General features: G+C 68.0%; 16 protein-coding genes and 2 pseudogenes. 9 read left to right on the forward strand and 9 right to left on the reverse strand.

From position 1 onward, the window contains the following. The coding region (locus A5706_RS02660) for a PE family protein (protein ID WP_156766931.1) at positions 1-983 on the reverse strand (983 nt) is incomplete at its 3' end. Positions 984-1084: 101 nt separating this feature from the next. On the opposite strand from A5706_RS02660, the gene A5706_RS02665 reads away from it, so the two are divergent. The 3 genes from A5706_RS02665 to rfbA are packed head-to-tail and all read left to right on the forward strand — an operon-like array spanning position 1085 to position 3126. Continuing rightward, a complete protein-coding gene (locus A5706_RS02665; protein ID WP_068126771.1) occupies positions 1085-1840 on the forward strand; it encodes a maleylpyruvate isomerase family mycothiol-dependent enzyme in 756 nt (251 codons plus the stop codon). 28 nt (positions 1841-1868) lie between these two features. Further along, positions 1869-2237, forward strand: a complete 369-nt coding sequence (locus A5706_RS02670) for a nuclear transport factor 2 family protein (RefSeq protein WP_068102693.1) — start codon at positions 1869-1871, stop codon at positions 2235-2237. A gap of 19 nt (positions 2238-2256) precedes the next feature. Then, positions 2257-3126, forward strand: coding sequence for a glucose-1-phosphate thymidylyltransferase RfbA (gene rfbA / locus A5706_RS02675; RefSeq protein WP_068126774.1), 870 nt, complete (start codon positions 2257-2259; stop codon positions 3124-3126). Here the strand turns inward: rfbA and A5706_RS02680 are convergent. Beyond that, positions 3074-4363, reverse strand: a complete 1290-nt coding sequence (locus tag A5706_RS02680) for a YibE/F family protein (RefSeq protein WP_068126776.1) — start codon at positions 4361-4363, stop codon at positions 3074-3076. The genes rfbA and A5706_RS02680 overlap by 53 nt on opposite strands. Positions 4364-4398: 35 nt before the next feature. Beyond that, positions 4399-5687: pseudogene (locus A5706_RS02685) on the reverse strand (pyridoxal phosphate-dependent aminotransferase). Between the two features lie 197 nt (positions 5688-5884). Here A5706_RS02685 and A5706_RS02690 point away from each other — a divergent pair. Beyond that, positions 5885-6970 (forward strand): PPE family protein, encoded by a 1086-nt coding sequence (locus A5706_RS02690; RefSeq protein WP_068126781.1) that lies wholly within the window; start codon positions 5885-5887, stop codon positions 6968-6970. Between the two features lie 756 nt (positions 6971-7726). Here the strand turns inward: A5706_RS02690 and A5706_RS02695 are convergent. From A5706_RS02695 to A5706_RS02715, 5 genes are all read right to left on the reverse strand, one after another. Then, a complete protein-coding gene (locus A5706_RS02695; RefSeq protein ID WP_068126783.1) occupies positions 7727-10633 on the reverse strand; it encodes a heterodisulfide reductase-related iron-sulfur binding cluster in 2907 nt (968 codons plus the stop codon). Between the two features lie 123 nt (positions 10634-10756). Further along, positions 10757-12403 (reverse strand): Hsp70 family protein, encoded by a 1647-nt coding sequence (locus tag A5706_RS02700; RefSeq protein ID WP_068126785.1) that lies wholly within the window; start codon positions 12401-12403, stop codon positions 10757-10759. Between the two features lie 10 nt (positions 12404-12413). Next, entirely contained in the window at positions 12414-12953 is a 540-nt protein-coding gene (locus tag A5706_RS02705; protein ID WP_068126788.1) for a hypothetical protein, read from the reverse strand. Positions 12954-13020: 67 nt separating this feature from the next. Continuing rightward, the gene (locus tag A5706_RS02710) at positions 13021-14208 is read right to left on the reverse strand and encodes a sensor histidine kinase (RefSeq protein WP_068126790.1); all 1188 of its coding nucleotides are present in this window, start codon (positions 14206-14208) and stop codon (positions 13021-13023) included. Continuing rightward, a complete protein-coding gene (locus A5706_RS02715; RefSeq protein WP_068126793.1) occupies positions 14208-14861 on the reverse strand; it encodes a response regulator transcription factor in 654 nt (217 codons plus the stop codon). The genes A5706_RS02710 and A5706_RS02715 overlap by 1 nt, the downstream gene beginning before the upstream one ends. 200 nt (positions 14862-15061) lie before the next feature. On the opposite strand from A5706_RS02715, the gene A5706_RS02720 reads away from it, so the two are divergent. Further along, the gene (locus A5706_RS02720; RefSeq protein WP_068126796.1) at positions 15062-15385 is read left to right on the forward strand and encodes a WhiB family transcriptional regulator; all 324 of its coding nucleotides are present in this window, start codon (positions 15062-15064) and stop codon (positions 15383-15385) included. On the opposite strand, the gene A5706_RS02725 is transcribed toward A5706_RS02720, so the two are convergent. After that, positions 15382-16971, reverse strand: coding sequence for a PPE family protein (locus A5706_RS02725; RefSeq protein ID WP_082964168.1), 1590 nt, complete (start codon positions 16969-16971; stop codon positions 15382-15384). The two genes, A5706_RS02720 and A5706_RS02725, sit on opposite strands and share 4 nt — an antisense overlap. A gap of 222 nt (positions 16972-17193) precedes the next feature. Here A5706_RS02725 and A5706_RS02730 point away from each other — a divergent pair, with 222 nt between their 5' ends. From A5706_RS02730 to A5706_RS02740, 4 genes and pseudogenes are all read left to right on the forward strand, one after another. Beyond that, complete coding sequence (locus A5706_RS02730; RefSeq protein WP_068126800.1) at positions 17194-18444, forward strand: HNH endonuclease signature motif containing protein; 1251 nt, start codon at positions 17194-17196, stop codon at positions 18442-18444. A gap of 185 nt (positions 18445-18629) precedes the next feature. After that, positions 18630-18782 (forward strand): annotated as a pseudogene (locus A5706_RS34000) (IS3 family transposase); the annotation flags it as partial. 171 nt (positions 18783-18953) lie between these two features. Next, positions 18954-19382 carry a MarR family winged helix-turn-helix transcriptional regulator gene (locus tag A5706_RS02735; protein ID WP_068126803.1) on the forward strand — a complete coding sequence of 143 codons (429 nt, stop codon included), beginning with the start codon at positions 18954-18956 and terminating at the stop codon, positions 19380-19382. A 19-nt stretch (positions 19383-19401) separates the two neighbouring features. Beyond that, positions 19402-20262 carry an LLM class F420-dependent oxidoreductase gene (locus A5706_RS02740; RefSeq protein WP_068126805.1) on the forward strand — a complete coding sequence of 287 codons (861 nt, stop codon included), beginning with the start codon at positions 19402-19404 and terminating at the stop codon, positions 20260-20262. Positions 20263-20300: the final 38 nt, after the last annotated feature.

The following is a 20300-nucleotide window of genomic DNA, read 5'->3' on the forward strand; positions in this document are numbered from 1 at the left end:
CTCGCGCCGCCACCGCCGTGACCGCCGCCGAACGGACCACCGCCGCCAAAGGGGCCGCCGCCGCCGTTTCCATGGAGCCCGGTCCCGCCGGCCCCGCCGACCCCACCGGCACCGAGCAGGCCACCGTTCCCGCCGGCCCCGCCGTTACCCCCGCCGGTTACGCCGGTGCCGCCGGCCCCGCCGGCACCGCCGGTGGGCTGGGTGGGCCCGCCGATCCCGCCGTTGCTGGCCAGGCTGAACACCCCGCCATTCCCGCCGGCGCCGCCGTTTCCGCCGACGCCGCTGGCCGAGAGCCCGCCCGCGCCGCCGGCGCCGCCGGCGCCGAAGATCCCGCCCGTCCCGCCGTTGCCGCCGTTCCCGCCGGGGATACCGAAACCGGTGGAGAACCCGCCGGCTCCGCCGGCGCCGCCGGCGCCGAACAGCGCGCCGGCCCCGCCGTTGCCGCCGTTGCCGCCGACGGCACCTGACCAGCCGGCGCCGCCTGCGCCGGCCGCGCCGAGCAGCCCGGCGGCCCCGCCGTTGCCGCCGTTGGGGTGGGAGGGCCCACCCGAGCCGCCCGCCCCGCCGTTGCCGATCAGGATTCCGGCGTCGCCGCCGTTCTGCCCTGTTCCCGGGGCCCCATTGGCGCCGTTGCCGACCAGCGGCCGCCCGAACAGCGCCTCGGTGGGCGCGTTGATGGCGTTCGTCAGTGTCTGCTGGACGTTCGCCGCCTCGGCGCCGGCATACGAGGCCGCGCCCCCGCCCAAGGCCTGCACGAACTGGTCGTGAACCGCCGCCGCCCGGGTGGTCAGCGCGTGAAAGTCCTGTGCCTGGCCGGAAAACAGCGAGGCGATGGCGGCCGACACCTCGTCGGCGCCGGCGGCCACCACCCGCGTTGTCGAGGCCGCCGCGGCCGCGTTGGCCGTGCTCACGGCCGCACCGATGCGAGCCAAATCGGAAGCCGCCGCCCCCAGCGCCTCCGGTCCTGCGATCACAAACGACATGCCCCCGCCTTTCATCTGTCGCTGACAGGACGGACGTTATCCGCATCGACGGCCTGCCGCACTGGATCAAGCCGGCCGGGGCCGGCGAGTAGCCTGAGCCCGTGGACTATGCCGCCGAGTTCCTCACCGAAAACCGGGCCTTCGCCGAGCTTTTCCGCAGTGTCGACGAGTCCACGCCCGTGCCGACGTGCCCCGGCTGGAGCGTCAGCCAGCTGTTGCGCCACGTCGGGCGCGGGGACCGGTGGGCGGCGCAGATCGTGCGTGACCAACTCCAGGAATACCTCGATCCCCGCACCGTCGAGGGCGGCAAGCCGCGACCGGATCCGGCCGACGCGATCTCCTGGCTGCACGGCGGCGCGCAGCGGCTATTGGACGCCGTCGAGTTGTCGGGCGTGGAAACACCGGTGTGGACCTTCCTCGGCACGCGCCCGGCGAACTGGTGGGTCCGGCGCCGGCTGCACGAGACGGCGGTGCACCGCGCCGACGCCGCCATCGCGACCGGCAGCGAATTCACCCTGGGCGCCGAGATCGCGGCCGACGGGATCACGGAATGGCTTGAGCGCGTGGCCATTCAGGCCGGAAGCAACGGGGCGCCGCTGCCGCTGGACGCGGGCAGCACCCTGCACCTGCACGCCACCGACCCTGGGCTGGGCGAGGCCGGCGAATGGACGATCGGTGTCGACGGCGGCGCGATCACCTGGTCGCACGAGCACGGCAAGGGCAGCGCGGCGCTGCGCGGCGGCGCCACCGAGCTGTTGCTGGCGCTGCTGCGCCGGGTCCCGCTGGCCGACACCGGCATCGAGCTGTTCGGGGACGACGCCGTGTGGCAGAACTGGCTGGACCGTACGCCTTTGTAACTCGGGCGGACACGGTAGCTTGCTGACCATGACCACATCGGAGATCGCCACCGTTCTGGCGTGGCACGACGCCCTCAACGCCTCGGACCTGGAAACCCTGGTGGCCTTGTCCAGCGAGGACATCGAAATCGGCGACGCTCACGGGGCCGCGCAGGGTCATGAGGCGCTGCGCAGGTGGGCCGGTTCTCGCGAAGGCACGGCCGAACCCGGACGCATGTACGTGCACGACGGCGTCGTCGTCGTCGAAGAGAAGGTCAGCACTCCGGACGGGGAGGTCACGAACGCCGCGTCGGCATTCCGGGTGGTCCGCGATCACGTCACGTCGGTGTTCCGGCACGAGGATCTGGCAGCGGCGCTGGCCGCGACGGAACTCACCGAGTCCGACCTCGTCAATTAGGCCCAACAGAGAGGCGCTTATGCGTGGGATCATCCTGGCCGGCGGGTCGGGCACCCGTCTGCACCCGATCACGATCGGCATCAGCAAGCAGTTGTTGCCGGTCTACGACAAGCCCATGGTGTACTACCCGCTGTCCACGCTGATGATGGCCGGCATCCGCGACATCCTGGTGATCACCACCCCGCACGATGCGGCCGGCTTCGCGCGGCTGCTCGGCGACGGCTCGCAGTTCGGCATCAACCTCAGCTACGTCCAGCAGCACGAACCCGAGGGCCTGGCACAGGCTTTCGTGCTCGGCGCCCACCACCTCGGCAACGACTCGGCCGCGTTGGTGTTGGGCGACAACATCTTCTACGGCCCCGGCCTGGGCACCAGCCTGAGCCGCTTCCAAAACATAAGCGGCGGAGCGATTTTCGCGTACTGGGTGGCCAACCCGTCGGCCTACGGTGTCGTCGAGTTCAGCGACGACGGCGTGGCGCTGTCGCTGGAGGAGAAACCGGCCACCCCGAAGTCCCAATACGCGGTGCCGGGCCTGTACTTCTACGACAACGACGTGATCGAGATCGCCAAGAACCTGAAGAAATCGGCGCGCGGGGAGTACGAGATCACCGAGGTCAACCAGATCTACCTCAACCGTGGCCGGCTGTCGGTCGAGGTGATGGCGCGCGGGACGGCGTGGCTGGACACGGGCACCTTCGACTCGCTGCTGGACGCCAGCGACTACGTCCGCACGCTGGAACGGCGGCAGGGGCTGAAGGTCAGCGTGCCCGAGGAAATCGCCTGGCTACAGGGCTGGATTAGCGACGAGCAGCTGGCCAAGCGGGCGCACACCCTGGTCAAGTCCGGTTATGGCGACTACCTGCTGGGGCTGCTGGAACAGCGGCGCTGACCGGAGCCGGCTCTAAGCCCGGTTTCGCCAGCACCGCCGCGATCGCCGTCGTCAACGGCACCGACGCCGCCAGCGCGATGCCGCCGACCGCGGAGCGGGCGAGTTCGATGGCCACGCTCTCGCTGATCAGCACGTCACCCAGCGAGCGATTCGAGACGCTGAACAGCAGCAGCAACGGGAGCGACGTGCCGGCGTAGGCCAACACCAGCGTGTAGACGGTGCTGGCGATGTGATCCCGGCCCACCCGGATGGCGCCCAGGAAGATGGCGCGCCGGGAGCCGCCGAGGTGCGCGAGTTCGAACACCGTCGACGCCTGGGTCACGGTCACGTCGTTGAGCACACCGAGCGAACCGATGATGAACCCGGCGAGCAGCAGCCCGCTGATCGATACGTTGCCCAGATACGCCGACACCTGGCCGTTCTGGTCGTCCGACAGGCCGGTGAGGTGGGCCAGATCGACTGCGGCCCAGGATAATCCGGCGGCCAGCAGCAACGCCGACAGGGTGCCCAGCAGGGCGGCGCTGGTCCGCAGGCTCACCCCGTGGGCCAGGTAGATCACCGCGTAGAGGATGACCGCGGACGCCACCAGCGCGACGGGGACGGCGGGGGCGCCGTCGCGCAGTGCCGGCAACAGGAACACGACCAGCACCAAGAACGCGACGACGATGCCGACCAGCGCGAGCAGCCCGCGCCAGCGGGCCACGGCGACGATCACGACCGCGAACGCGACGGCGAGCGCGACCAGCGGCCAGCCCCGTTCGAAGTCGTAGAAGGCGTAGCTGGTGGTGCCCTGCTCGTCGACCTGCCGCACCAGCCGGACGCGATCGCCGGCCCCGAAGTGGGGCTGGCCGGGACCGGGGGAGGACTCCAGCAGCGTCTTGGCGCCTGCGTTGGGGCCGGAGTCGATGGCGATCAGCGTTTGGATGCACCGCCCGGCGCCCGGGGCCGCCGGTTGCGGCGCCGTCGTGATCACCTGGCCCGCCGACGGGCTGCCGCAGTCGCCCAGCGCGCTGGACAGCACGTGGCCCTTTTGTGTGCTCACCGCGCCGCCGGCGGCGTTCTGGAACGGCATGGGGATGTCGACGTGCTGGCGGCTCGGCCAGAGCAACACCGCACCGGCCAGCACCGCCACCCCGATGGCGATGAGCAGCCCGACGACGATCTTGGCGGGCAGCGGATCCAGCCCGGATGGGGCCCCGGGCGAGCTGCGGAGGCTGTGCGAATGTGAGTGCGCCACCCGGTCGAGGGTAGAGGGCGGCGCCGGAAACCCCGTTACTGCCGGTAGCCGGCCAGGAAGTTGCCCAGCCGCTCGATCGCGGCGGCGAGATCGCGGGACCACGGCAGGGTCACGATGCGCAGGTGATCCGGCGCCGGCCAGTTGAATCCGGTGCCCTGGGTGACGAGGATCTTCTCGGACAGCAGCAGCTCGAGGACGAGTTGCTCGTCGTCCTCGATGTCGTAGACCTCGGGATCCAGCCGGGGAAACGCGTACAACGCGCCCTCGGGTTTGACGCAGGACACCCCGGGGATCTCGTTGAGCTTGGTCCAAGCGACGTCGCGCTGCTCGAGCAGCCGGCCGCCGGGAAGCACCAGGTCCTCGATGCTCTGGTGGCCGCCGAGGGCCACCTGGATCGCGTGCTGCGCCGGGACGTTGGGGCACAGCCGCATGTTGGCCAGCAGGCTGATCCCCTCGATGAAGCTGCTGGCGTGCTCCTTGGGCCCGGTGATCGCCAGCCAGCCCGCCCGGTAGCCGGCCACCCGGTAGGCCTTCGACAGGCCGTTGAAGGTCAGGCACAACATGTCGGGCGCCAGCGTGGCGAGGCTGATGTGCTTGGCGTCGTCGTAGAGGATCTTGTCGTAAATCTCGTCGGCCAGCAGCAGCAGCTGGTGCTTGCGCGCCAGGTCGACCATCTGGGTGAGGATCTCGCGGCTGTAGACGGCGCCGGTGGGGTTGTTCGGGTTGATCACGACCAGCGCCTTGGTGCGCTCGGTGATCTTGGATTCCAGGTCGGCGATGTCGGGCTGCCAGTTCTGGGTCTCGTCGCACAGGTAGTGCACGGGCGTGCCGCCGGCCAGCGAGGTCGACGCCGTCCACAGCGGGTAGTCCGGCGCCGGGATCAGGACCTGATCGCCGTTGTCGAGGAGCGCCTGCAGGGTCATCGTGATGAGCTCGGATACCCCGTTGCCCAGGTAGACGTCGTCGACGTCGAACCGGGGAAAGCCGTCGACCAGCTCGTAGCGGGTGACCACCGCGCGCCGGGCGGGGAGGATGCCCTGCGAGTCGGAGTAGCCCTGGGCGTACGGCAAGGCCTGGATCATGTCGCGCATGATCACGTCGGGCGCCTCGAAGCCGAACGGCGCCGGGTTGCCGATGTTGAGCTTGAGGATGCGGTGTCCCTCGGCCTCCAGCCGCGCCGCGTGCTGGTGCACCGGGCCGCGGATCTCGTACAGGACGTCCTGCAGTTTGGACGACTGCGCGAAGGACCGCTGCCGATGATGGCCGGTGATGTGCGCGGGCAGCTGGTGAGTACTCACGTCCCTATGGTGCCATCGTTGTCCAACGAAATTTGCTGACGGACCTCAATCTGTGATCAACGCCTGCCCGACGGCCGAAATTTTTCGATATTCCCGACGTGGGTAAACAAGCGATAGGCTCGTTTCGACGAATCGGGCCGCGTCGCCGAACGGGAACGTGACCTGAGAGGGAGGCCCGGATGCGGGGCATCGAGAGTCGACTCGGAGCTTTGGCGGGGTAGGCGTGGACTTCTGGGCTCCCCCCGAGATCACATCAGCACTGATTCATTCAGGGCCGGGGCCCGGATCGTTGCTCAGCGCGGCCGACGCCTGGCGCCAGCTGGTGACCGAGCTGGGACAGACCGCCGCCGACTACGCCTCCACCGTGGCGAGCATTCCCTGGCAGGGACCATCAGCGACGGCGATGACCCTGTCGAGCCTTCCCTACATCGCCTGGCTACACACCACCGCAGCCCAGGCCGCTCAGATGTCGATGGCGGCCACCACCATGGCCAACTCGTTCGTCGCCACGAAGGCCGCTGTAGTGCATCCCAGCGTGGTCGTCGCCAACCGCAAGCTGTTCGCCGACCTGATCGCGACGAACTTCTTCGGCATCAACTTTCCCGCCATCGCCGCCACGGAGATCCAGTACCTGCAGATGTGGGCGGATAACACGACCGCGATGCTCGGCTATCAGGCCACCAGCCTGCAGACCATGGCGATGCCGATGTTCAGCGCCCCATCCCCGATGACCACTCCGACAGCCGCCGCGGCTCAAACGGCCGCCGTGACCGCGGCGGCGGCACCCGCCCAGGGTATTTTCGACAATCCGTTCGTCCAGACCGTCAACGGCTATCTGCAAAACGTGATCAGCAGTGGCCTGTTCAACCCGCAGTCCTTCATAGGCTTGATCACGAGCGGCCACGATTACTTCCCCGGTCAGTTCCCAGACGTCCTGGCCGCGACCCCCCGCAACCTGGCCATTGCCTACAACCTCACCGGTCCCGAGGCCGTGGGAGGGTCCCCCAACATTTACGCTGCCGCTGCCTACGCGCCCGCCGCCGAGACCTCAGCCACCGCTTCGATGGGCACGGGAATGTACGTCAGCAACCTTGTGGTCCCGCCTTCGGCGGTCACCTCGCCGATCCAGCTGTCGGCCTCGGCGGCACCGTTGATGGCAACCGCAGCCGACGGCGCTCCGCTGGTCCCGATGTTCGTCCCGCCGATGCCACCGGGGGCGCGTAAGGCCCAGCAGGATAAGCCGACGGAGAAGGGCTATGGACCGCCGATCTTCGGCACGATCATGCGGCGACCTCCGGCAGGCGGATGAGACGAACGCCAGAGGTCCCGACAAACTTGCCCCAACTGTCCGTGCAAGGGGCTGGCCTGGCAATCGTTTTGGTATCTCGGCAGCGGGTCATCGGGCGGGGGTGTGTCGACGCAAGCCTGGTGGGCAGCGGGATCGTTGATGCCGGCACAGGGATCGTCGGCGCGTGCTTGCGGTGGTGGAATGCACAGGGATCCCAGTGCTATGGCTGCTGCCGCGCCGATCATTGCCCTCTTCACCACTTCGTCCCTTCGCGCCCGCGAAATGGCCGCCGCATTGTCGCCACTCCAGAATCGCCCAAAATCTCTGCTGTGGCACGCACCGGGTCTTTATTGAGGGAGGGCGCTAGCAGCTAGCCACAAACTTGGCCCACCTGTCCGTCGAGGGGGCTGGCCCCCTCGCAATCGCCCAGAAGGTGTCGGCGCGTGGGGTCGTGGGGCATGAATCCGCTGAGGCAAGACTGGCGGGCCGCGGGATCGGCGACGCCGGCGCAGGGATCGTCGGCCCGTGCTTTAGCTGCTGGAACGAACAGGGGGGCCAGTGTTATCGCTGCTGCCGCCGAAACGCCGATAATCGCCCGCTTCATCAGTTCGTCCTCTCGTAACCCCCTATTGACCGCGTCGTTGTCGGCGTGGACGAAGTGTCGCACGTTGCGACGCCGCTCGCAGCGCGACACGAGCGACGTTGTCGTGGTGGCCGACCAGGTCGAGATGGGGTGACCGAAAGGTCACAAGAGCCGAATGGTGGCGGTATCTGCGGTCAGCGCTTGCCCGGCGGGCGGGCGCCGCGCGCGATGCCCAGGCCCTTTACCGGGGTTTCGGGCTTTGCCGCGTCCCCGTCTGGCTGCACCGACGGCTCCGCCTTTTGCTCGGGCTCGGCCTTGGCGTCCGGTTGTTCGGCCGGGGCCTCGGTGGCCTTGGCTGGGGCAGTGGCCTTCTTGGCACCGGGTCGCTTGGCGCCGGCGGCGATGCCGAGCCCCTTCACCGGTGCGGCGGGCGCCGCGGGAGCCTTCGCCTCTTCGGCCGGTGCGGCCGGCTGAGCGGCCGGGGCATCGGCCGCAGAAGGGGCCTTCGCCGCCGGGGCCGCTGGAGCCGCCGACTTCTTGGCGCCGGGTCGCTTCGCGCCGGCCGCCAGGCCCAGCCCCTTCGCCGGCGCCGCGGGTGCGGCCGGCTGAGCGGCCGGGGCATCGGCCGCAGAAGGGGCTTTCGCGGCGGGCGCGGCCTTCTTGGCGCCGGGCCGCTTGGCGCCGCCCGCGATGCCCAACCCCTTAGAGGGCACAGCGGGTGCCGGGGCCGCGGCCTTGGCCGGCTCCGGCTCGGCCTTGGCCGGCGCGGGTTCCTCTGCCTTGGCGGGCGCCTCGGCGGGCGCGGCTGGCGCCGCGGCCTTGGGCGCCGCGGCCGCCCGCTTCTCGGCCTCCTTCGCGGCCGTGCCCTTCTCGGGCAGCGTCGCCTTGTCGTACTCGATCGACCCGAGCAGAACCTGGGCCACGTCGAGCACCTCGACGCCGCTGCGGCCGGCCTCGTCCTGCCGGTCGTTGACGCCGTCGGTGACCATCACCCGGCAGAACGGGCAGCCGGTCGCGATGGTGGCCGCGCCCGTCCCCAGCGCCTCGTCGACGCGCTCGTGATTGATCCGCTTGCCGATGTGCTCTTCCATCCACATACGCGCACCGCCGGCGCCGCAGCAGAAGCTGCGCTCGGCGTGCCTCGGCATTTCGGTGAGGGTGGCGCCCGCCGCGCCGATTAGCTCGCGCGGGGCCTCGTACACCTTGTTGTGCCGGCCCAAATAACACGGGTCGTGGTACGTGATCTCCTGGGAGACGGACGTAACCGGCACCAGCTTCTTGTCCCGCACCAGCCGGTTGAGCAGCTGCGTGTGGTGCAACACGGTGTAGTTGGAGCCCAGCTGCCGGTACTCCTTGCCCAGCGTGTTGAAGCAGTGCGGGCAGGTGACCACGACCTTGCGGTCGACGGTCTCCACGCCCTCGAACAGCCCGTCCAGGGTCTCGACGGCCTGGGCGGCCAGCTGCTGGAACAGGAACTCGTTGCCTGACCGGCGCGCGGAGTCGCCGTTGCACGTTTCGCCCGTTCCCAGCACCAGGTACTTAACGCCCGCGACGGCCAGCAGCTCGGCGACGGCCTTGGTGGTCTTCTTCGCCTTGTCGTCGTACGCGCCGGCGCAGCCCACCCAGAACAGATACTCGTAACCGTCGAAGCTGTCGACGTCCTCGCCGTACACCGGGACGTCGAAGTCGACCTCGTCGATCCAGTTGGTCCGGTCGGAGGCGTTCTGGCCCCACGGATTGGCTTTGGTCTCAAGGTTTTTGAACAGCACCGACAGCTCGGAGGGGAACTCCGACTCCATCATCACCTGGTAGCGGCGCATGTCGACGATGTGGTCGACGTGCTCGATGTCCACCGGGCACTGCTCGACGCAGGCGCCGCATGTCACGCAGGACCAGAGCACGTCGGGGTCGATGACACCGCCCTGCTCGGCGGTGCCGACCAGCGGGCGGGTCGCCTGCTCCGGACCCGAGCCCATCACGCGGCCGAAGCCCGACTCGGGGACGTGATGCTCCTCGGCGTGCTTCTCACCGCTCAGGTTCTCGCCGACCCCGCCCTCCGGGGTGTTCTCGAGCGGAGTCTCCTTGTCCCCCAGGATGTATGGCGCCTTGGCCATCCAATGGTCGCGCAGGTCCATGATGACGAGCTTGGGCGACAGCGGCTTTCCGGTGTTCCAGGCCGGACACTGCGACTGACAGCGCCCACACTCGGTACAGGTGGCGAAGTCGAGCATGCCCTTCCAGGTGAAGTCCTCGATCTTGCCCCGGCCGAATTGCGCGTCGTCAGGCGGGTTTTCGAAGTCGATCGGCTTGCCGTCGGACTCGATAGGCAGCAGCGGGCCCAGCCCGTCGGGCAGGCGCTTGAAGATGACGTTGATTGGCGCCAGGAAGATGTGTAAGTGCTTGGAGTGCAACACGATCAGCAGGAAGGCCAGCATGACGCCGATGTGCAGCATAAGGGCGACGGTCTCGACGATCTCATTGGTGTTGTGCCCCAACGGCCGCAGCAGCGAGCCCATGAAGTGGCTGAAGAAAGCGCCGCGGCCGTACGGGAATTCGTCGCCGAGCGCATTCACCGAGGCCCCGCGGAAGATGGCGTACGTCCAGATGACGTTGAAGATCATGAACAGGATCAGCCAGGCGCCGCCGGTGTGTGAGCCGTAGAAGCGGGACTGGCGGCCGTACTCTCTCGGCTCGGTGCGCAGCCGGATGATCGCGAAGGTCACGATGCCGGTCAGCACCGCCAGCGCGAAGAAGTCCTGCAACGCGCCCAGCGCGTCCCAGCGGCCGATGATCGGGATGTGGAAGTTCGGCTGGAACAGCACGCCGTAGGCCTCGATGTAGACCGTCAGCAGGATGAAGAATCCCCACATGGTGAAGAAGTGCGCCAGACCGGGCAGCGACCACTTCAGCAGCTTGCGCTGCCCGAACACCTCGGTGAGTTCCGTCCAGATTCGGTCGCCCACGTGGTCGGCGCGCCCGCTGGCCGGCTGGCCGGACATGATCAGCTTGTTCAGCCACAGGACGCGGCGCACAGCGAAAGCGCCCACCACCACGGTCATGCCCAGTCCGAGTATCAGTCTGATGAGCGTTTGCGTGGTCACAGAAGGTCTCCCCAATTCCTAGTTTGTTGCCTACCGAGGCTTTGCTCATAGTGACATCTGGGTAGGTTTCGGTGCGAGATAGGCTGCCCTAAGTCGCCGCTCGGCGGCGCCCGTGGCCTGCGGCTAACGCCCGAACGGCGGTTGCGGCAGGGGCAGTGGCAGCGGCCGTTGTCGCGTGGTCGTCGGCGCCGCGGTGGTGGTCGCCTGCGACGTCGTGGTCGGCTGGGCACTCGTGGTCGTCGGCGCCGCCGTTGTGGTCGTGGGCGGCGGACTGCTGGTCGTGGTCGTCGACGGAGGCTCGGTCGATGACGACGACGGCGGTGGCGGCGGGGGCGGAAGCACCGTCACGGTGGTGGTGCCGTTCGGCTCCGTGATCGTTTCCGTCTGCGATGTTTGCGGCGGCGCTTGTTCGGTCGGCGGGGTGTTGTTGGTCGGGGTGGTTTTCGGGTGGCCCAGGGTCAGCGCCAACACCACCGCGAGCAGCACGGCCGCGGCCGCGCCGACGACGCTCAACACCAGCGCGGTGCGCTTGTACCACGGCAGCGTCGCGCTCGCGGCGGCGAGGCGGCCGCTGTCCGTGTCACCCGATCTCGTTGGCTCCCGGCCATATTCGCCGGTCATGTCTGGGCCGACATAGGGCACCGGCTCGGCGGCGTCGTCATCGTCCGCCGACCACGCCAGGGCGGGGCCGCCGTCGACGACCTTGGCGGTCTGGACCAATTCGGTCGGGTTCTCGACGACGGGGCTGGCGGCGGTCGCTACGCCCGCCGCGGCCTGCTGCTGGCCCAGCACCGCCGCGCCGACGGCGGCGGCGAGCGCGGGCTGCGGCGCGGTGTGGATCGGCACCCGCAGCCGCTCCGAGAGGCGGGCGGCGACCAACGGTATGCTGGCGCCCCCGCCGACGGCCGCCACGGCCGCCAGGTCGGATCGCTCAATCCCGTTGCGCTGCAACGTGTCTTCCACGGTGCCTATGAATCCGTCCAGCGGTTGCGAGATGAGTTGCTCGAGTTCGGCGCGGGTAAGCCGGACGTCGTCACCGGCAGCATCGGTGCGCGACAGCTGCTCCTTGACCCGGCGGCATTCGGCGAGCTGGCGGGCCTGCGCGCCGATTCGGGCGGTGCTGGCCAGGTCGGTGCTGGTGGCGTCGGAACCACCCGACCGCACGTAATCGAGGATGAGTTGGTCGATCCCGTCGCCGGAGAAGTCGGTGTAGCGCACCGACGGACCGATCTGGGCAAGGGTCGACCCGGCATTGATCAAGGTGACGCTGGTGCCGCTGGCGCCGAAATCGCACACGGCGACGACGCCGGCCGGGAATCCCGGCTGGGCGCGCAGCGTCGCGAGCGCGGCCGTGGCGTCGGAGATCAGGGCCGGCGCCACACCGCCGCGGGTCAGGTCCGGCTGGGCGAAAAACTCGTCGCGCAGCGCGGTGGTCTGCGCCTCCGACCAGTAGGCGGGCACCGCGACGGTGACGGGCGTGCCGTAGCCCACCGTTCGCGCCATGGCCTCGATCGCCTCGACCGTCAGCACCTCGCCGAGGTACTTCGTCCCGTCGGCCGCCACCAGCGGGGCGCGGTCCCCGACCCGCTCGACGAACCCGCGCAGCACCAGACCCGGCTCGGAGAGGTTCGGGTTTTCCTCCGGCAGGCCGATTTCGGTGGGCCGGTGCTCGAACAGCGTCAAGACCGAACTGCGGACCACCGGAGCGCTGCCCGAACGGACCGCCACCAGGTTGGCCGCCCCGATCGACAACCCGAGCGCCTCGCTCATCGCGCGGGCTTCACTGCGTAAGGCCCGGCGGCAGCGTGACCACGGGTCCGTCGGGAATGGTGATCACCGACGGCAGCTGGGGCATGTGGTGCCGGTGCGTCGGCTGTTGCTGGGTCGGCTGGCGCGTGGGCTGCTGGGTCGGCTGCTGTGCGGGCGGCTCGACCGCGCTGCTGGTGGGCGGGGGCGCCGACGATTCGGTGGTCGTCGGCGTCATCGACGTCGTGGTGGTGGTCGTCGTCGGGGTGGTGCTGCTCGTGGTGCTCGGGCCGGGGCTGGTGCCCTGGCCACCCTGGATGAGCTCCATCAGCCCGTAGACGATCAGCGCGAGCAGGATCAGGACGGCGACGATCCAGGCGATGATCCCGGCGGGTTTGCGGTACCACGGGGTGGGCTCGGGTTCCCGGTCGAAGGGATCGGGCGTCTCGGGTTGCTCCGACTGGTCGGGTCCGGCTGGAGGTTCGCCCGACGGCGGGGGCCCGCCCAGCGCGCCGTAGTCCGCATACTGCGTCCGCTGGTTGTGGAAGTCGTCCGGTGGGCCGTTGGATGCCACGGAACCGATGTTACTGACGCTGCCCGCCAGGCCGCTGCGGCCGTTCGTATGGGGGCCATCACGACGTTCAGTCGGCGGCGGCGGGCGTGGTCACCTGTGCCCTGGTGCCACCGCCGACCGTCGAGATGACCTTCATCGATCCGCCCATTGCATCGATACGGACCGCCAGCGACGCGAGTCCGATGTGCCCTTGGGCCACACATCGATCCAGGATGGCCGGATCGAACCCGATTCCGTCGTCGACCACACTCAGCGTTATGGCGTCGGCCTTCTGGGCGAGGCGAACCCGCACGGTGCTCGCCTGCGCATGCTTGTACACGTTGGCCAGCAATTCGCGGGCCGCCCGGTACAACAGGGACTGCGACCGTGGCCGACCAACCTCCTCGAGGTCGGCTTCCACCGCGAAGCTGTCGCGGAGCTCGTAGGCGCGAATCAGCTCGCGCAGCGCGGCGGTGAGACCCACCTCGGTGAGCACCTGGGGATGTAGCGCGGTGACGGTGCTCCGCAGCCGGGTTGCCGTGTTCTGGATCGCCTGATGCGCAGCATCCAGTCCGGGATCGTCGTGCCGTTCGCGGACTTCGTCGAGTTCGAGGCGCGCCGCCAACAGATCCTGCAGCGGCCCGTCGTGCAGGTTTTCGGCCAGCAATCGGGCGTTGCGCTCGTCGGCGCGCATCGCCTCCGAGACAAGCGTGCGGCGCATTTCGAGTAGCGCGGCCACGCGCGCCGCAGCGCGGGTCAGGAAATAGCACAGGGCGGTCATCGCGGCCGCCAACCACAGCAGCAATCCAAAGTGGGTGTACACCAGGCTTGGCAGCTCAACCGTGTCATCTCGCTTTGAGTAGACGATCCACACACCGAGATATCCGACGGCAGTAGCGATTCCGACCACGGCCGCCAACGCGGGACGGTCCTGGAACGCCACCGAGATCGGCAGCAGGAAGAACACCGGCAGCAACGCCACCGTGGCTCCGCCCGATACCACGCACAACGCCACCACGGTTAGCACGTCGATTCCCGTCGAGACCCAACCGGCCCACGGCGGCACCGGGCCGCGCAGCACCACCACCACCCAAACCAGTGCGGCGACGCTGTAGGTGCCGAGTATCACCGCGTAAGCCACCGGCAACCAGTGCTCGACTTCCCACACCGAGACCAGCAAGACGATCAAGCCGATCAGCGGCAAGCGCAGCAGCGCCGACAAGCGGACGGGCTCGGCCGCGATGAAGTCGATGAGTCGAGCCAGGGGGCGGCCCATTATTCGAGCAGCCCGCGCCGCATGGCCGCCGCGACGGCCGCAGCGCGATCACCGACGCCGAGTTTCTCGTACAACCGCTGCACGTGGGTCTTCACGGTGGACGGCGCCAGGTAGAGTTCCGCGGCGATCGCGGGAATGCTGCGACCCTGGGCGATGAAATCGAGCACCTCGCGCTCGCGGGGGCTGAGCACCGGTGGCTGGGCTTCACCGCGGCGGCGGATCTCCCCCGCCAGGCCGGCGGCAAGGGCCGCCGGGACGACGTCGCGGCCCTTCGCGCAGTCGAGCACGCCCTTGACGATCTCGGTCTTGGTCGATTCCTTGGGCAGGAATCCCGCGGCGCCCTCCGCTAGGGCCTGAAAGACGATCGCCGACTCATCGTGCGCCGACAGCAGCAACACTCGCGTAGGCAAGTTGTCGTCCCGCACCGCGGCCGCGACCTTTGCACCGTCCATGCCGGGCATCCGGTAGTCCAGCAGCGCGACGTGGGGCAGATGGGTCCTGATCAGAGCCAAGGCAGCGAGGCCGTCGCCGGCTTCGGCGACCACATCCACTTCACCGCTCGACGTCAGCGCGCGCACAACGCCGTCGCGGAACAGCGGGTGGTCTTCGCCCACGACCACGCGCACTTTCTCGGTCGTTGCCCGGCCGACCATGCCGATTAGTTTCACACAGCCCTTGCCGCCGCTTCCCCCAATCGGGGGACGTGTAATTCATCCCGCGCGCCGACTGGTCGCCGGACAGACACCGCGAGGCCGCGCCGGGATAGTCATTTGTCGGGCTCGCGACCACCCCGGAGAAATCGTCGTGGGCCCGACGCCGGTGGGGGGCCATCGAGCGCACAGGAGTGTCCAGCATGGATGCAACCACCGCCCACAGCGGCCGGGCGGCCGAACCGGACGATCCCCGCATCGCGTGGGTGTCGAAGGCGTTGTGCCGCGCCACCGATCCCGACGAACTTTTCGTTCGCGGGGCGGCACAGAAGAAGGCAGCCGCCATCTGCCGGCATTGTCCCGTGGTTGCCGAGTGCCTTGCCGACGCCCTCGACAACCATATGGAGTTCGGTGTGTGGGGCGGCATGACGGAGCGCCAGCGACGGGCGTTGCTCAAGCAGCACCCAGAGGTGGGTTCCTGGTCGGAGTTCCTCGCGGCCCGGCTCAAGCGCCGCAAGACCGGTTAGGCGATACCGAGTTCGTGATCGATCTGCGCCCAGTACTGCGGGCCGTCCGGAGTGAGGATGACCCAGTCGTGAATTTCGCCGTTGCCCAGCACGAAGTTGAACGGGGCTGGCGCCAGGGCGGCGTTGTGCTGCAGCACGAGCACGTCCGGGGAGAGCGAATCCAGGTTGCCGGAATAGACGTACGTCGGCGGGAGTCCGGCGAGGTTCCCGTATAGCGGACTCACCTCGGGGTTGGTGGTGGAAAGACCGCCCGCCCACTCCTTGCCGATCTGAATTCCCGGCGCGACGGGCAGCAGGGGATCCTGGACGAACGCGATGTTCGGGTTGCTGAACGTGACATCCAGCCACGGAGACAGCAGGACCATCGAGGTTGGCATAGCGGCATTCGGATTCTGGGCCAACGTGTATTCGAGGGCCGCAAGTGCCAGGTTGCCGCCGGCGGAGTCGCCGGTCACGCTGACATGTCCCGGGTGTGCGGCGACCTGCGAGTTGATGAAGCTGGCCATGTTGGGCACCACCGTGCCGGCCGTGCCGCCCTGCTGCAGCAGCGGGTAAATCGGCACCTCGATGGTCGCGCCGGTCTGATAGGCCATCACCGTGTAGTCGAGCCAGTGGAAGATCGACGGCGCGAAGATGAACGCGCCACCATGAATGGCCACCACGTAGTTACCGTTCGGGTGAGCCGGGGTGATCTCAACGACGCGCATCCCGGTGGGTGTGGTGGTTTGGTGCACCGTTTCTCCGAGCAGCAACGGCAGCAACCGCGGCGGGGTGTTGGACAGACCTATGCCGAGTAGCGGGTTATCGCCCGTGAACAGCTGCAGGAACGGCGAATTCGGCGACGAAAGTTGAGCCTCGAGCCCGGGGAAGAAGCCCAGGAGGGGCTTGACCGGATACAGCGCGGCTTCTTCGAACCGGGTGGCCAGCGACGGTCCGCCGGTGTAGGTCCCCGTCTGCGTCGCCGAGAAGGGCGGAGCGGCCGGCGCCCCGAATATGGTGCCGACGACGGTGTTGGCCACGTGATGGAATTCGCTTTCGACAGCTTGGACGAATTCACCGGGCAGGCTTTGTAGCGCTTGCTCCCACGAGCCCAACTGCGCGACCGTCGCCGACGCACTGGCGTGATACCCGCCCATCGCGGCGACGTCCTGAGCCCACATCCGCTCGTAGTCGGCCTCGGCGGCCGCGATCGCGTGGGCGTTCTGACCGAACAGGTTCGAGATCACCAGCGACACCAATCGACCACGATTGGCCCCGATCACTGCCGGATCCACGATCGTCGCCAGCGCGGACTCATAGGCGGTGGCCGCCGCGCGGGCCTGGGCCGCCGACTGTTCGGCTTGGGCGGCCGCCCCGTCGAGCCACCTCACGTAGCGGGCCGCCGCGTCCGTCATCGATGCCGACGCGGGACCTTGCCAGGCCTGGCCGGCCAGGTCCGAGGTCAAGGAGTTGAACGCGGTGGCCGCCGAACTCAATTCGGAGCCGACGCCCTCCCAGGCAGCCGCCGCCTCCAACATCGGCCCCGGACCCGGTCCATCAAGCAGCAATACCGAATTGACCTCAGGCGGCCACGCCAAAAAGCTCACCACTGCTCCCCTCGATCAGCGCTGATCGCATTCCCCTTTCAGGAACGTACCGCATCGAGTCGGCCGGGAATCCTGGATTGCGGCGGCTTTATCCTCGGTGACCCCGGAGGCAAGTGTGTCGTGGCCATTCAGACTGTGCCGCTTGGCCAATGACGACGGTCGTGGCCCCGGGGCGGATTTCTTGGCGGAAAACTTGTCGTACCTGGCTGTGATGATGGGGTCATGTCTTCGATCGCATCTGTTGGCGCGTGGGTGGTGAATGAGCCTACGCGTCTTGAGGTGTTGTTTGAGGAGTTGGCGGAGTTGTGTGGTCAACGCAATGCGATTGATGGGCGCATTGTGGAGATCGTTGCTGAGATCGATCGCGACGGGTTGTGGGGGAATACCGGGGCGCGGTCGATCCCGGCGTTGGTGGCCTGGAAGACCGGTTGCTCGCCGGCCAATGCCCACACGATCGCCACGGTGGCGGGCCGCGCGCAGGAGTTTCCGCGGTGCACCGGGGCCTTGCGCCAGGGGCGGTTGTCGCTGGATCAGGTCGGGGTGATCGCCGAACGCGCGGGTGAGGGTTCTGATGAGCATTACGCGCAGTTGGCCGCGGTGGCCACGGTCACTCAGCTGCGCACCGCGATCAAGCTCGAACCGCGCCCGGCCCGCGATCCGCGCCCCGAGGCGGGGCGCTCGTTCACCAAGACCACCGACGAGGCGGGCAGCTGCTATCGGATCAAACTCCCGCATGTGGACGCGGCGAAATTCGATGCGGCGCTGGCCTCGCATCGTGAGGCGCTGTTCGCGGCGTGGAAGCGCGACCGCGGCGACGGCGACGCCCCCTCCGACGCGGCGCCGCCGCTGCCCAACACTGTTGATGCGTTGATGCGGCTGGTGGCGGCGGGCTGGGACGCCGAGGCGGCGCGCCGCCCGCACGCCCAACACACCACGGTGGTGGTGCACCTCGATGTCGAGCGCCGCGTCGGCGGGTTGCATCTGGGTCCGCTGCTGTCCGACGCCGAACGCCAATACCTAACCTGTGATGCCACCTGCGAGGTGTGGTTCGAACGCGACGGGCGGCCCCTGGGTGCCGGGCGCACGACCCGCACCGTCAACCGCCGGCTACGCCGCGCCCTCGAGCACCGCCACCCCACCTGCGCGGTACCCGGCTGCGGCGCCACCCGCGGCCTGCACGCCCACCACATCGTGCACTGGGAAGACGGCGGGCCCACCGAGTTGGCCAACCTGGTGCTGTTATGCCCCTATCACCACCGGGCACATCACCGCGGGCTGATCACCATCACCGGACCCGCCGACCAGCTGATCGTCACCGACGACGACGGCCGACCACTGAGCGCGGGATCACTCGCGCGCCCACCCAACCGCCCGCCGCCCGCCGTCCCACCCTGCCGCGGACCCCTCGGCGAACGCGCCGACTGGTGGTGGTACACCCCCTTCGAACCCCAACCCCCACCGACAAATAACTAGGCCGTTCCCTAACTGAGCTGAAACAAGTTGTCGCATAGAGGATTTCGTTTGCGCTCGCGGCTACCGGATCTTGATCCACGCCGACGTACGCACCAATTTCGGCCAGGTCGAGTTGGCCTGACCCCAGTCGGTTGATCCATGGTTGATGCGAGTCTTGCGGCCCACGTTGGGGCAGTGAGCACCTCCGCATCCGCGATGAATGCCTCAACATCAACAGCTTCTGGTCACTGGCCTAGGGCGGGCGACGTCATCAGCGACCGAAAGACCCGTACCGCAGACACTCTGCCCTGGGTTGCCAGTCGCCGGCTCGATACGCGGACACCCGTGCCCACCAGTAAACGAATGGGGTTTTCTGTCGAGAATTCACGGGTTGCGGTCCACTGCCCGATTGCTCTGACAAAGTTCTCCGGTCGAGAGCCGCTACCCACTCTTGGTGGCGTCCGCATCGGAGTCGTGCAGGTGTTCAGGACTAGATAGACAGTACAGACTACGTAGTCTAAACTACGTATATGATCAGTGCGTCCGCTACTGTCGCGGCTACCAATCTGCGAGTGTTGTTCAGCAGGTTGCGTACTCGACTTAGAGAAGTCGATACAGCAGCGGACCTGACCCCCTCGCAAACGTCCGTGCTCATTCGGCTGTACAAAGACGGGCCGGCATCGACCAGTGAGCTTGCCGGTGCCGAACGTGTGCGTTCCCAGTCGATGACGGCGACCCTTGCCGGGCTCGACCGGCTCGGGTATCTGGCGCGTTCACCCGATCCCGATGACGGTCGACGTCAGGTGATTTCGTTGACAGCGTCGGGCCGTGCCCGGGCCGCACACCGCCGCCAGGTACGGCAGGAGTGGCTCGCCGAGACCATGCAGGACCGCTACACCGATGCTGAACGTCACGTCATCAACGAGGCGCTGGTCTTGCTGGAACGACTCACCGATTGACGAAAGGTATTTGAAAGGAATGAAGTTCGGTATTCACTACATCGATTTCCTCCCTGGCCAGCCCGAGAAATTGGCTTCGACACTTGCCGCGACGGTCAAGGCCGCCGAGGACGGCGGTGTCGACATGTTCACCCTCGCTGACCACTTCTTCCAGATGGAGACCTTTGGAAGCGCGACAGATCCGTTCCTGGAGGGCTACACCTCGATGGGGTACCTCGCCGCGCTGACCGAACGGATCACCTTGTCGATGCTGGTCACCGGCGTGACCTATCGTTATCCCGGGGTGTTGGCCAAGATCGTTGCCACGCTGGACGTGCTGTCCGGTGGCCGTTCGATGTTCGGTATCGGGGCCGCCTGGTATGACCGTGAGCACCATGCGCTCGGAATCCCGTATCCGCCGCTCAAGGATCGGTTCGAGATGCTCGAGGAGACGCTGGAAATCTGTCTTCAAATGTGGAGCGGGGACGACGGGATATATCACGGCAAGCACTACCAACTTGCCGAAACCATCTGCCAACCTCAGCCGATCCGCCGGCCACCGATCCTCATCGGGGGTACCGGTGAAAAGAAGACACTACGCCTGGTTGCCCAGTACGCCGACGTCTGGAATGGCACCTGCCCGCTGGAGGAACTGCCCCATAAGCTCGACGTGCTACGCCGGCATTGCGACACCGTTGGGCGAGATTTCTCTGAGATCCGGCTGACCGCAGGCAACTTCGATGATCCGTTCACCGCCGTCGACGACTATTTGCGGAAACTTGACCAGTACGCCGCCTTGGGAATCGACACAATCAATACCGCACCCTGGCCGGGCAATCCCGACCCGGCAGGCTGGGTCAAACGGCTAGGCGACGAGGTAATTCCCCGGCTGACCACCTAGCCGGCCTGGGGCATTACACCCCCATGGTGGCGATCGCC

The organism is Mycobacterium sp. E796, assembly GCF_001672815.1.
Lineage (GTDB): Bacteria > Actinomycetota > Actinomycetes > Mycobacteriales > Mycobacteriaceae > Mycobacterium.